The following is a 12,426-nucleotide window of genomic DNA, read 5'->3' on the forward strand; positions in this document are numbered from 1 at the left end:
ATCCTTGAGTGGCCTTCGATGTGATCATCAGCGGCGGACGGGTGCTCGACGGGACCGGTGCTCCGCCGTACCGGGCGGATCTGGCGATCCGCGGCGACCGCGTCGCCGCGGTGGGCCGCCTCGACGGCGCCGAGGCGGCGACCGTGATCGACGCGCGCGGCCGGTTCGTGGCGCCGGGGTTCGTCGACTGCCACGCCCACGGCGACGCGGCCGTCTTCGACCCGGCGGTGCAACTGGCGGCGTTGCGGCAGGGGGTCACGACGTTCGTGCTCGGCCAGGACGGCCTGTCCTTCGCCCCGGGCTCCGCCGCGACCGTCGCCTACGCCTCCCGCTACTTCGCCGCCGTCAACGGGCCGCTGACCGAGGGGCCGCTGACCGTGGGAGAGCTGCTCGGCGGCTATGACCGGGCCGTCGCGATCAACACCGCCTACCTGCTCCCGCACGGCACCATCCGCTACGACGTGATGGGCCCCTCCCCGGCCGCGCCCACGCGCGACGAGCTGGCCCGGATGATCGCTCACGTCGAGCGGGGGCTGGCGGAGGGCGCGGCCGGGCTGTCGAGCGGGCTCGAGTACCTACCCGGCCGCTACGCCTCCGCCGAGGAGCTGGCCGCGCTCTGCGAGCCGCTCGGGGGCCGGCCGTACGTCACCCACATGCGTGCCTACGGCGCCGCGGCCGGCGTGGGCATGTCGGAGGTCGTGGAGATCGCCACCCGGTCAGGGGCGGCGGCGCACGTCTCCCACCTGCACGGCCCGGCCGACGTCCTGCTGCCGCTGGTGGAGGACGCGCTCGCCAGAGACGTCGACCTGACCTTCGACACCTACCCCTACCTGCGCGGCAACACGATCCTGGCGATGGTCGTGCTGCCGCCCGAGGTGCCCGGGGCCGACACCGGCCGGGCTCTGGAGATGCTGGCCTCCGGCGAACTCGACGCCTGGTGGCCGCAGCTGGCCGAGACCTGGCCGCGGCTGACGATCTCACACGCGCCCGGTCTCGCCTGGGCCGAGGGACTGGACATGGTGGAGGCGGCCGAGCGGGCGGGCCTCGCGCCGGCCGAGTTCTGCCGCCGGCTGCTCGTCGAGACCCGCCTGGAGGCGGGCTGCGTGACGGCCCGCCCCGACGAGGGGCCGGAAGGGGAGGAGTCCGTACGAAGGATGCTGCGCCACCCCTCGCACACCGGCGGCTCCGACGGCATCTACGTGGGCGGGCATCCGCATCCGCGCGGATTCGGGGCGTTCGCCCGGTTCCTCGGGCAGCACGTGCGGGAGCTCGGCGACTGGACGTGGGAGCAGGCCACGGTCCACCTGGCCTCGCATCCGGCGCGGCGCTTCGGGCTGGCGGGGCGAGGGCTGCTGCGAGACGGGTTCGCGGCGGACGTGGTGGTGTTCGACCCCGCCACGGTGGCCGACCGCGCGACCTACGCGGCTCCGCGCCTGCCGGCGGCCGGAGTCGACGACGTGCTGGTGTCAGGGGTGCGGGTGCTGGACGGAGGCGAGCCCACCGGGGCGACTCCCGGCCGGGCGCTGCGCCCTTCGTGACCACGAAGGGCTCGCCGCCCGAGGGGATAGGGTCGGACCCGACCAAAGGGGGATGCCGTGCAGGGATCGCTGGAGCGGACGGTCTTCGAGGGAGGGTTCGCCTTCCCGTTGATGGTCGTGCACCGCGAGGCACTCGAGCACAACATCGCCACCATGGCGGCCTTCGCCCGCGACCACGGCATGGAGCTGGCGCCACACGTCAAGACGCACATGTCGCGCGAGATCGCCGCCATGCAGCTCGGAGCGGGCGCGTGGGGGCTCACCGTGGCCACCACACGGCAGGCCATGGCGGCACGGGGGTTCGGCGCCGCCCGCGTCATGGTGGCCAACCAGGTCGTGGACCCGGCCGGGCTGGAATGGGCCGCCGGAGAGCTCGCGCGCGACCCGGGCTTCGAGTTCCTCAGCTTCGCCGACTCGGTGACCGGCGTGGACATCCTCGCCCGGCACGCCTCGACCCGGCCGTTCACGGTGCTCGCCGAGCTGGGACACGACGGCGGGCGGGCCGGCTGCCGGTCGCTGGAGCAGCTGCTCGAAGTCACCCGGCACATCCAGGAGACCCCCGGCGTCGAGCTGGCCGGAATCGCCGGGTACGAAGGCGCGCTGAAGAGCGCCCACGAGGTCCAGGCGTACCTGCGCCGGCTGCAGGACGCGGTCGAGCACCTGAGGGTAAGAAACCCCGTCCTGTCCGTCGGCGGCAGCCAATGGTTCGACGTGATCGGCCGCGAGCTCGTCGCCACCCAGGCCACGATCGTGCTGCGCAGCGGCGCCTACGTCGGCCATGACGACGGCTACTACCGCGACCGCACCCCGTTCAACCGCATGGAGGGCGAGCTGCGGCCCGCGCTCGAGATCTGGGCGCACGTGCTGTCCACCCCCGAGCCGGGCCTGGCGATCGTCGGCATGGGCAAGCGCGACGCCCCTTACGACGAAGGGCTGCCCGTCCCCAAGCGCGGGGGCGTCACGGTCATGGCCATCCAGGACCAGCACACGGTGGTGCGCGCCGACGGGCTCAAGCCGGGCGACCTGCTCGCGTTCGGCATCTCCCACCCGTGCACGGCGTTCGACAAGTGGCGCACGCTCCCACTGGTCGACCGTGACTACCGGGCCGTCGGCGAGATCAACACCTACTTCTGACGAGATCATCACGTACGCCTGAGACGCGTACTTCTCAAGCCCGAGTCCTGCTCGCGGACGAGCGGCTGGCTACCGCGCACGCAGTACCTTCCCGGCGCCTGCGGCATCCGCAGCATCGGGGTGCGCCATCGGCGGCAGCGCGAAGTGGATTCCTCAGCGGGACGACCGGCGGCGCACCCGGCGGACATGATCAGGCCATATCCGGTCATCGGATTTCAGAGGCTTGTGAAAGAGAAGAGGGCTCGAGGAGAAGATGACGACAACCGAGACTTCCCGTACGGATGGAGCTCTGGCGGGACTAGCCCGGTTCTGCTACCGGCGCCGTCGCCTGGTCCTCTTGACCTGGATCGTCGGCGTCATCGCCGTGGCGTTCGTCGGCTTCGGCTATGGCGCCGCCTCCGACAACGACTACTCCGGCGGAGACTCCGGGTCCGCCAAGGCGCAGGTTCTGATCGAGAAGCACTTCCCCGAGCAGCAAGGGGACACGCTGACTCTCGCGATCAAGGCGGACAAGGGGATCGACGACCCCGCCGCCCGGCAAAAGATCGAGAAGGTCATCGCCGATCTAGCCGCCTCACCCATCACAGGACCAGTGACCTCGCCGTATCAGGACGAGAATCTGGTGACGAAGGATCGTCGTATCGCCCGTACGACCATCCCGCTGACCGACAAGGATGTGGAGAAGTCCAAGGTCAAGTCCCTGGTGGACACGGTCAAGGATGCCTCCGGTGACGGCGTGACGCTGGGGCTGGGCGGGGAGAAGGCGGAAAAGGCCGAGACACCCCCGCAGGGTTCGGCCGAGAGCGTGGGCATCCTGGCGGCAGCGGTGATCTTGTTCATCGCCTTCGGGTCGCTGGTGGCGATGGGCCTGCCGATCGTGACCGGACTGATGGCGGTCCTCGGCGGCACCGCCCTGATGAAGATCGTGGGGTACGTGGTCCCCTCGCCGGACTTCACTGTGCTCGTCTCCGCGTTGATCGGGCTCGGCGTCGGCATCGACTACGCACTGTTCATCCTGACCCGCTACAAGGACAACCTGCAGGACGGCGACGAGCCCGAGAGCGCCACGGTCAAGGCCATCACCACCGCAGGTCACGCGGTGCTGTTCGCCGGCACGACCGTCGTGATCGCGCTGCTGGGCCTGATCGCCATGGGACAGAAGATGATGACCGGCGTGGCCATCGGCGCGTCGGTGACCGTGCTGGTCACGATGCTCGCCGCGGTGACCCTGGTGCCGGCGTTCCTGGGCTTCGCCGGCCACAAGATCAACTCGCTGCGTCTGCCCCGTCGCGCGTCCCGCCGGCACGGGGCCGACGGTGTCCCGTCCCGGGAGCGTCGTACCCCCGCCGAGCGCTGGGCCGGCGTGGTGCAGCGCAAGCCGCTGGTCGCCGCGATTGCGGCCGGTGCGAGCCTGCTGCTGCTGGCCGCCCCCGCGCTGTCGATGCGGCTGAGCCTGCCCGACGCCAGTGTCCAGCCCCATGACAGGAGCAGCTACACCTCATACAAGATCATCTCCGAGGGCTTCGGTCCCGGCTACGGCGCGCCCTTGATCTTCGCCACCGAGGTCGACTCCAAGGACGCCGATCTGAGTAACGTCGTCGAAGCGGTCAGGAAGACCGAGGGCATCGCCTACGCCACGCAGCCCCGGGTCAGCAAGGACGGGCAGGCCGCCATCTTCATGGCCTTCCCCAAGACCGGGTACCAGGACGAGGCGACCGCGGACCTGGTGCACAAGCTGCGCGACGACGTGCTGCCCCAGGCATCCGGCGGCGAAGGGGTCTATGTCGGCGGCCCGAACGCCGGCGCGATCGACTTCGCCGAGGAAACCAGCTCGCGCCTGCCCCTGATGATCGCGGTCGTCATCGTGCTGTCCCTGGTGCTGCTGATCGCGCTGGTCCGGTCGGTCACGATCGCGCTGCAGGCCGCCGTGATGAACCTGCTGTCGATCGGCGCCGCCTACGGCGTGCTGGTCGCGATCGTGCAGTGGGGATGGTTGGGCTCGGTCCTCGGTTTCCCCACTGACATGCCGATCACGACCTGGGTGCCGATGATGATGTTCCCGCTCCTGTTCGGCCTGTCGATGGACTACGAGGTCTTCCTGATCTCGCGGATCCGTGAGGAGTACGAGCGCACCGGCGACACCCGCACGGCCGTCACTCGCGGGCTGGCGCGGACCGCCAAGGTCATCACAGCCGCGGCCGCCATCATGATCGCCGTCTTCACGACCGCCCTGCTCGGCTCCGACGTCGCGGTCAAGCAGATCGGTCTGGGCATGGCCGTCGCCGTGCTCATCGACGCCACCATCATCCGGATGGTCCTCGTCCCCGCGGTGATGGAACTGTTCGGCAAGGCCAACTGGTGGATGCCCGGACGCCGGGCGCCGAAGGTGACCTCGGCGTCACAGGCCGAGGTCGGGGAAGAGGCCAGAGTCTGACCCTTCCTGGAGTCGCAGTGCGGGGAACCCTCTGGCGGGGTTCCCCGCACTCTTTTGCGAAGCTCCGGAGAGCCGTGATCGCCGGGTCGGTGGCGGTTCTTTACGCGGCCTTCAAGAAGCGGGATCGCCTCCGAGTGCCACGAGGTCTCTGAGGCCGGCGCAGGTCCATGGCGCGGGCGTCCTCCAGCAGACGGGCGGCGGCGAGGGCCTTCGCCAGCCCATCGACCGCCCAGGCGGCCGGCTCGAACACCTGGTGGAACTGTTCACCCAACTCAGACAGAACCAGGAGGATGAACACCGCGCGTGAGGCACCGGCGATCACGCTAACTCGCGCGTGAAGGTGCCAGGCAGGCGGTGGGGGAGCGCCCCAGGGCGCGAATGAGTCAAGCTCTATGAGACCCGCACTTCTGAGAAGCCGCATTCCTGAGGAGAGATCGTGAAGAAGCAACTGAAGACCACCGCCGGCGCCGCCCCCAGAGGCTCCTACTCCCAGGGCCTGGTCGTCGGCGACTTCGTCTACACCTCCGGCGCCGGCCCGATCGACCCGCGGAGCGGCGAGGTCGTCGGCGACGACGTGGCCGCCCAGACCCACCAGGTCATGCGCAACCTCGGCGCCATCCTCGCGGCCCACGGCCTCGGCTACGACGACGTGGTCAAGTCCACGGTGCACCTGCAGCACCTCAAGCGCGACTTCGCCGCTTACGACGCGGTCTACAAGTCCTACTTCACCGAGCCGTACCCCGTGCGGACCACGGTCGGATCAGACCTGATGGACATCCTTGTCGAGATCGACTTCGTGGCGCACAAGAGCGGATGACCAGGACTGTAAGGTCGGCTCGTGGACAGTTCGGTGTACGCCTTCGTCGAGGACCTACGGGGCGAGGGCGTGGAGCGGGTGCTCGACAGGGTCAGTGGTTACGGCGTGGCGGGGATCACCGTCGGCGTCGTGCATCACGCCTCTCGTGACGTCACCCCCCACGGGCTGTCCCGGCTGACCGTCCGCCACGACGGCGCCCACTTCCCGCTGCCCGCCGAGCTGTTCGCCGGGCTGCGGCTCAAGCCCGCCGCCGGCCACACCGGAGCGCTCGACGGCGTGCGCGAGGCGTGCTCGCGGCGCGGGCTGAAGCTGCACGGCTGGACCGTCTTCCTGCGCAACGCCACCCTGGGCGGCCAGCACCCCGACGTGACCGTCCGCGACTGCTTCGGTGACCGTGGCTCGCTCACCGACCTGTGCCCGGCCCATCCCGACGTGCGCGACTACGCCGTCGCCTTGGCCCGCGCCGTCGCCCGGCTCGGCGTCGACAGCGTGGTGGCCGAGTCGCTGCACTTCCGGCCGCTCAAGCCGCAGCGGTCGTTCGTGCCGCTGGGGCCGATGGACGCCTACCTGTTCGGGCTCTGTTTCTGCGACTACTGCATGCGGCGCGCCACCGACCTGGGCGTGGACGCCGAGGTGGCGCGCGAGGAGTGCGCCCGGATCGTGGGCGGCGTTCTCGACGGCGACGCGCCCGCGCAGGGCGAGGTGACCCGCGCCGCGCTGACCGCCTACGCGGGTCCCGACGTGGTGGCCTACGCCCGGGCCCGTTCCGAGACCGTGACCACGCTGGTGTCGGAGGTCGCGTCCGCGGTGGCCGACGAGGGGTCGAAGCTCGTGTTCATCGACTCGACCGGGGCCGTCAAGGGCTACACCGACGGCCTGCCGACGCCCGGGCTGGCCGCCCACGACGCCTGGCAGCTCGGCGTCGACCTCGTCGCGCTGGGCGACCTGGTGCCCGCGTTCGGGGTGCTGGCCTACGCCCGCGACGCCGCCCGGGTGGCCGACGACGTGGGCGCCTACCTGCGCTCCGTGGGCAAGGACCGTGAGGTGCGGGCGGTGTTGCGGCCGGGGTTCCCCGACAGCGACTCGGCCGACCGGCTCGTCGCCAAGGCGCGCGGGGCGAAGGCCGCCGGGGCGATGGCGCTCGACTTCTACGCCTACGGCCTGGTGCCGCATCCCGTGCTCGATCGCATCCCCGCCGCTCTCGCCGAGGCGCCCTGAGGGCCCGTCAGCCCCGCTCGACCCCGTCCAGGACCGCCGACACCGCCTCGGCCGCGAACCCGTCGGGGAGCGGCAGCCCCCGGAACACCGCCCTGACCCACACCGCCCCGGCCAGCAGGTCGACGACCAGCATCGGGTCGACCGACTCCGGCAGCTCGCCTCGCCGTACGGCTCGCTCGAAGATCTGACGTTCCCGTACGAACCGGTCGGTGAAGAAGCGGCGCGTGTCGAGCTCGGGATGGCGGGCGGCGGCGCCGAGCGCGGCGACCGCGATGTCCCTGGCGGGAGGCTCCGTGAGCAGCCGCCGGATCTCCTCGACCAGCGCGATCAGGTCGCCCCGCAGGCTGCCCGTGTCAGGCGGTTCGAACCCCAGCACGTCGGCCTCCACCAGGGCCGCCCCGAGCAGCGCCGCCTTCGAGGGCCACCAGCGGTAGATCGTCGTCTTGTTGACCCCGGACCGCTCGGCCACGCCTTCCACGGTCAGCCCGTCATAGCCCTTCTCCGCGACGAGCCACAGCGTCGCGTCGAAGATCTCCTGCTGCTTCCTCGGCGCCATGTGGTCATTTTCTCCCGGTGAACGCCGCGACGACGCCCATCCCCAGGTAGACCACGCCGCTGAAGTAGCGCAGCGCCTTCGCCCCGCCCGCCAGCCTGCTGCCCAGGGTGCCTGCCGTGAACGCGTACGCGATGTCGGACAGCAGGCCGAGTAGCAGCAGTGTGACGCCGAGCAGCACGATCTGCGCCGCGGCCGATCCGGCGGCCGGGTCCACGAACTGCGGCAGGAACGCCAGGAAGAACAGCATGACCTTGGGATTGAGGACGTTCACCACCACGCCCTCGAAGAAGACCTTGCGCAGCGGCTGCGGCTTCAGCGTCGCGGCCCGGGCCGGCTCCTTGCTGGTGAACGCGCGGATCCCCAGGTAGACGAGGTAGGCCACGCCCGCCCACTTGACGATCGCGAACAGCGTCGCCGACTTCGTGATCAGGTACGAGAGCCCCGCGGCGGCCGCCGCGATGTGCACCAGCGTGCCCGCCTCCACACCGAACGCGCTGGCCAGCGCGGCCGGCCGGCCCTGGGTGAGGCCCCGGGCGGTGATGTAGAGGTGGTTGGGGCCGGGGATCAGCACCAGCGCCAGCGAGGCGGCCACGAAGGGCGCGAACGTCGACCAGGAGATCATGAATACTTAGCGTAGAACGGTTTTGGTCCGGTCATCAGAGCCAATCCATGGCTGTATTCGTGGACCAATGAGAATGTCGGTGGGGCGTGGCATAGTGGCGGGCGTGAATGGTCTTCTCGTCGGGCGTGGCGTCGAGCTGGAGAGACTCGTGCGGGTGCTCGAGTCCGCCGGCGCGGGCACGGCGGGGGTCGCCCTCGTCGGCGGCGACGCCGGCATCGGCAAGACCCGGCTGGTGGCCGAGCTGGCCGGCCAGGCCCGTGAGCGCGGCTTCCACGTGCTGTCCGGGCAGTGCGCCGAGCTCGGCGACACCCTGCCCTACCTTCCGCTGGCCGACGCGCTGCGCGGCGCCGAGCCCGCCGTGCGCGAGGCGGTGGCCGCCCATCCCATGCTCGGCCAGTTGCTGCCCGGGGTGGAGACCGCCCCCTCGTCGGGGCTCACCCAGCAGCGGCTGTTCGGCTCGCTGCTCGGGCTGCTGGCCGACCTGCAGCCGGTGCTGTTCGTCATCGAAGACCTCCACTGGGCCGACCGGTCCAGCCGTGACCTGCTGGTCTTCCTGAGCCGGATGGTGCAGACCGAGCAGGTGTGCGTGGTCGGCACCTACCGCACCGACGACCTCCACCGCCGCCACCCGCTGCGGCCCGTGCTGGCCGAGCTGAAGCGCCTGCCCTCGGTGACCCCGATCGACCTCGGCCCGCTCGGCGCCGGCGAGATGTCCGACTACGTCGCGACCATGGGCGAGATCGAGGCCGGCGAGCTGGGTGAGATCGTCACCCGCGCCGACGGCAACCCCTTCTACGCCGAAGAGCTCTACGCCGCCCTCGCCGAGGGCGACAGCCTGCCCGACGGCCTCGCCAGCCTGCTGATGTCGCGGGTCGAGGTGCTGTCCGAGCCCGGGCAGCGGGTGCTCCGGGCCGCTGCCGTGGCCGGCCGGCGCGTCGAGGACGACCTGCTGCGCGAGGTCTCCGGCCTGCCGCTCGACGTCTTCGAGGAGGCCGTCCGCGAGATCGTCTCCCGCGGCCTGCTCCGCGTCACCGGCCACGGCTACACCTTCCGCCACGCCCTGCTGCAGGAGGCCGTCTACACCGACCTGCTGCCAGGTGAGCGCACCCGGCTGCACGCCGCCTTCGCCCGGCTGCTCACCTCACCCGCCGAGCTGGCCCATCACCACCTGGCCGGCCACGACCTGGCCGGAGCCCTCGCCGCCTCGGCCGAAGCCGGCCGGGTGGCCGAGCGGCTCGGCGCGCCGGCGGAGGCGCACAGCCACTACGACCAGGCGCTCGGCCTGTGGGAGCGCGTCGACGACGCCGCCTCGCTGGCCGGGGAGAGCCGCGTCCGGCTGGCCTTCCGCAGCGCTGTCATGGCCGCCGACAGCGGCGACAACCACCGGGCCATCACCCAACTCCGCGCCCTGCCCCAGACCTGCGAGGTCAGCGAGCGCCTCGCCTACTACCTGATCGAGATGGACGACCAGCAAGGGGCCATCGAAGCCGCCGAGCGAGCCGTCGCCACCGCCACCGACCAGGCGGCCCTGGCCCGCGCCCTGGCCACCCACGCACGCACCCTGACCTGGAGCCCCCGCCACGCCGAGGGCGAGCAGCTCGCCCACCGCGCCCTCGACACCGCCCGCGCCGCCGGAGCCCGCGACGCCGAGGTCGGCGCGCTGCTCACGCTGGCCATCCACGCAGAAGCCCGAGGCGACATGGCCCAGGCCCACGACCTCGTCAGCGTCGCGCTCGCCGAGAGCACCGGAGACCTCGCGATGGACCTGCGGGCCCGATTCCACCACGCCCGGATCCACTTCGAGGAGGGGGCGCTCCACCACGCGGCGCACGCCGCCGACGAGGGCATCGAGCTGGCCTTCGCCAACGGCCTCAAGTGGAGCACCTACGGCACCGACCTGCGCTTCCTCCGCTTCCTCACCTACTACGTGTCCGGCGACTGGGACCAGGCCGAGGTCGTGGCCGCGTCCTTCGGCGCCCGCGTCGGCACCCTGCCCGAGGCAGTGCTGTCGTCCTTCGCGCTGTTCCTGGAGGTCGGGCGAGGGCTGCCGGTCGTCGAGAGCCGTCTCGACTGGTTGCGCCCGTTCTGGTCCGACGCGCTCGCCTCCTACATGTCGCGCGGGCTGGCCGCCGAGCATGCCCTCTGGCAGGGTGACCCGTCCGCCGCCCTCGACCACGTACGCGCCGCGCTCGCCGCCCTGCTGCCCGGCGAGTCCGGCACCATGCGCGTCGCCGCCATCGGGCTGTGGGCACTCGGAGACCTCGGCATCACGGAAGGAGCCGACGAGCTGGTCGAGCAGGCCCGCTTCGTCGTCACCCACGGCATCGTGGGATACGCCAGCCGGCTGGGCCCCGAAGGCCAGGCCTGGGCCCTGCGGGTCGAAGCCGAGTGGCACCGGGTCCACGGGCGGCTCGACCCCGACCTGTGGCGGGAGGTGGTGACGGCCTTCGACTTCGGCTTCGTCTACGAGACGGCCCGAGCCCGCTGGCGGCTAGCCGAAGCCCTGCTGGCAGCCGGTGACCGCGACGGCGCGCAGACGGAGTGGGAGCTGGCCAGGGAGACGGCCGGCAAGTTGCGGGCCGTGCCGCTGGAAAACGCCCTGGCGGAGTTCGCCAGGAGAGCCCGCTTCGCCGGCGGGCAAGCGGACGGCGGCCTGACGGCCCGGGAGCTTGAGGTCCTACGTCTCGTGGCCGAGGGGCTGACCAACCGGGAGATCGCGCAACGCCTGTTCATCGCCCAGAAGACGGTCAGCGTGCACGTGTCCAACATCCTCGGCAAGCTCGACGCCTCCACCCGCACCCAGGCCGCCGCCTCGGCCCGCCAGCGCGGGTTGCTCTAATGACGCATCTGCATGTGCACGGGCGTTTCATTACATACGGGCACCTGCCGCCAGGTCCCGCACGACTTGGATGAGCTCCGCCGGATCGAACGGCTTGGTGAGATAGGCGTCCACGCCGATGCCCCTGCCGCGCCTCTTGTCGTCATCCTGCGCCCGCGCCGTGATCAGCACCACCTTGATGTGACTGGTGGCCTCCTCCATGCGCAACCGCTGCGCCGTCACCCACCCGTCCAGGCACGGCATCATCACGTCCAAAGTGATCACATCCGGCATGACGTCGAGCACCCGCTCGAGGCAGTCCTGCCCATCGGTGGCCGTCGCGACCTCGAACCCTTCCAGGCTCAGATTGACCGCGATCAGCTGACGGATGACCTCGTCATCGTCCACTACCAGTACTTTGCCAAGAACCTCACCCACGGCGGCAAAGCTACCCGTAGTGGCGCGGTCACGTGCGGTTTTCTTGGGATGTGTGATCGGAGGTTTATCGCGTGCCGAGTGGTGGGCTGATGCTGGTAGCCTTGTCACACGTTGAGCCCCCTTAGCTCAGGGGATAGAGCACCGGCCTCCGGAGCCGGGTGCGTAGGTTCGAATCCTACAGGGGGCACACGATCTTGATCAGCGGTTCCGGCCGCTGACCAGGGCGAACAGCGTACGAACGGGCGGGCCTCCAGTCTCACGGAGTCCCGCCCGTTCTCGTTGACGCTCACCGGGTGTGGGCCAGTTGTGGGCCACGCTTGGCTGTCGGCTACGAACTTGAAGGCGCTAGCCTGAGGTAGCGTCACGCTGCCCAGCCCACCCACCACGGCCACGCCCCCCAGCCCCAGCCGGCGGCAGCCGGGCCAGCAGCTCCACCACCGCCCCTGCGGCATGCAGCTAGACAATTATCAACGCCAGCCCGACGACAAGCACGAAGCACGTGGTCAGCTTGATGTACGCCCACTCAGCAACTAGGCCCCGCCTCCTGCCCCGCTGAGTGTGCGGTTACCTCGGGCCGATGCCAGCCAGCAGGCCAGCCCAAGCGTGGCCATACCGTCGAAGAGGATCCCATCGCGGAGTCACGGTCGTGAAGGGCAACGACCGACCGACAGATGCACCCTGATCGTCATCAAGTAGACACTTGGCCTCAGCTATTCAGGCGGTATTTCCCGGTGAAGATCAATAAATAAAGAAGGTGCCTCCGACCTGCGATGATCGGATTGCTGAGATCACAACATCGCACAGAACGGACGCACCTTCCGGGTGAACGCTACGGCATGGGACCGCCGCTT

10 protein-coding genes and 1 tRNA gene are annotated in these 12,426 nt (G+C 70.6%); 7 read left to right on the top strand and 4 right to left on the bottom strand.

Translation table 11 applies throughout. The features are described from left to right. The first annotated feature begins 8 nt into the window (after window positions 1-8). The 3 genes from AB0C16_RS31915 to AB0C16_RS31925 all read left to right on the top strand — a co-directional run bounded on the left by AB0C16_RS31915 (window position 9) and on the right by AB0C16_RS31925 (window position 5,106). Window positions 9-1,538 carry a D-aminoacylase gene (locus AB0C16_RS31915; protein WP_357688351.1) on the top strand — a complete coding sequence of 510 codons (1,530 nt, stop codon included), beginning with the start codon at window positions 9-11 and terminating at the stop codon, window positions 1,536-1,538. A gap of 57 nt (window positions 1,539-1,595) precedes the next feature. Then, the gene (locus AB0C16_RS31920; RefSeq protein ID WP_357688353.1) at window positions 1,596-2,672 is read left to right on the top strand and encodes an alanine racemase; all 1,077 of its coding nucleotides are present in this window, start codon (window positions 1,596-1,598) and stop codon (window positions 2,670-2,672) included. Window positions 2,673-3,009: 337 nt separating this feature from the next. After that, window positions 3,010-5,106, top strand: a complete 2,097-nt coding sequence (locus tag AB0C16_RS31925) for an MMPL family transporter (protein WP_357688355.1) — start codon at window positions 3,010-3,012, stop codon at window positions 5,104-5,106. Window positions 5,107-5,206: 100 nt separating this feature from the next. Here the strand turns inward: AB0C16_RS31925 and AB0C16_RS31930 are convergent, their stop codons facing one another. Beyond that, complete coding sequence (locus AB0C16_RS31930) at window positions 5,207-5,428, bottom strand: hypothetical protein (RefSeq protein ID WP_357688357.1); 222 nt, start codon at window positions 5,426-5,428, stop codon at window positions 5,207-5,209. 111 nt (window positions 5,429-5,539) lie between these two features. Here AB0C16_RS31930 and AB0C16_RS31935 point away from each other — a divergent pair, with 111 nt between their 5' ends. Together AB0C16_RS31935 and AB0C16_RS31940 are read left to right on the top strand one after the other, a co-directional pair. After that, a complete protein-coding gene (locus AB0C16_RS31935) occupies window positions 5,540-5,923 on the top strand; it encodes a Rid family hydrolase (RefSeq protein WP_357688374.1) in 384 nt (127 codons plus the stop codon). Window positions 5,924-5,944: 21 nt separating this feature from the next. After that, window positions 5,945-7,141, top strand: a complete 1,197-nt coding sequence (locus AB0C16_RS31940) for a hypothetical protein (protein ID WP_357688359.1) — start codon at window positions 5,945-5,947, stop codon at window positions 7,139-7,141. Window positions 7,142-7,148: 7 nt separating this feature from the next. On the opposite strand, the gene AB0C16_RS31945 is transcribed toward AB0C16_RS31940, so the two are convergent. Next, window positions 7,149-7,697 carry a TetR/AcrR family transcriptional regulator gene (locus tag AB0C16_RS31945; RefSeq protein WP_357688361.1) on the bottom strand — a complete coding sequence of 183 codons (549 nt, stop codon included), beginning with the start codon at window positions 7,695-7,697 and terminating at the stop codon, window positions 7,149-7,151. A gap of 4 nt (window positions 7,698-7,701) precedes the next feature. After that, window positions 7,702-8,319: a LysE family translocator gene (locus AB0C16_RS31950; RefSeq protein WP_357688363.1), complete on the bottom strand. Its 618-nt coding sequence runs from the start codon at window positions 8,317-8,319 to the stop codon at window positions 7,702-7,704. A gap of 103 nt (window positions 8,320-8,422) precedes the next feature. Between AB0C16_RS31950 and AB0C16_RS31955 the strand changes: the two genes are divergently transcribed. Further along, entirely contained in the window at window positions 8,423-11,158 is a 2,736-nt protein-coding gene (locus AB0C16_RS31955) for an AAA family ATPase (protein ID WP_357688365.1), read from the top strand. 30 nt (window positions 11,159-11,188) lie between these two features. On the opposite strand, the gene AB0C16_RS31960 is transcribed toward AB0C16_RS31955, so the two are convergent. Continuing rightward, entirely contained in the window at window positions 11,189-11,575 is a 387-nt protein-coding gene (locus AB0C16_RS31960) for a response regulator (protein ID WP_357688367.1), read from the bottom strand. A gap of 115 nt (window positions 11,576-11,690) precedes the next feature. Between AB0C16_RS31960 and AB0C16_RS31965 the strand changes: the two genes are divergently transcribed. Then, a tRNA-Arg gene (locus AB0C16_RS31965) sits at window positions 11,691-11,762 on the top strand. The last annotated feature ends 664 nt before the right edge of the window (window positions 11,763-12,426 follow it).

Origin of the sequence: Nonomuraea sp. NPDC048916, from assembly GCF_040649575.1 — a bacterium.
Lineage (GTDB): Bacteria > Actinomycetota > Actinomycetes > Streptosporangiales > Streptosporangiaceae > Nonomuraea.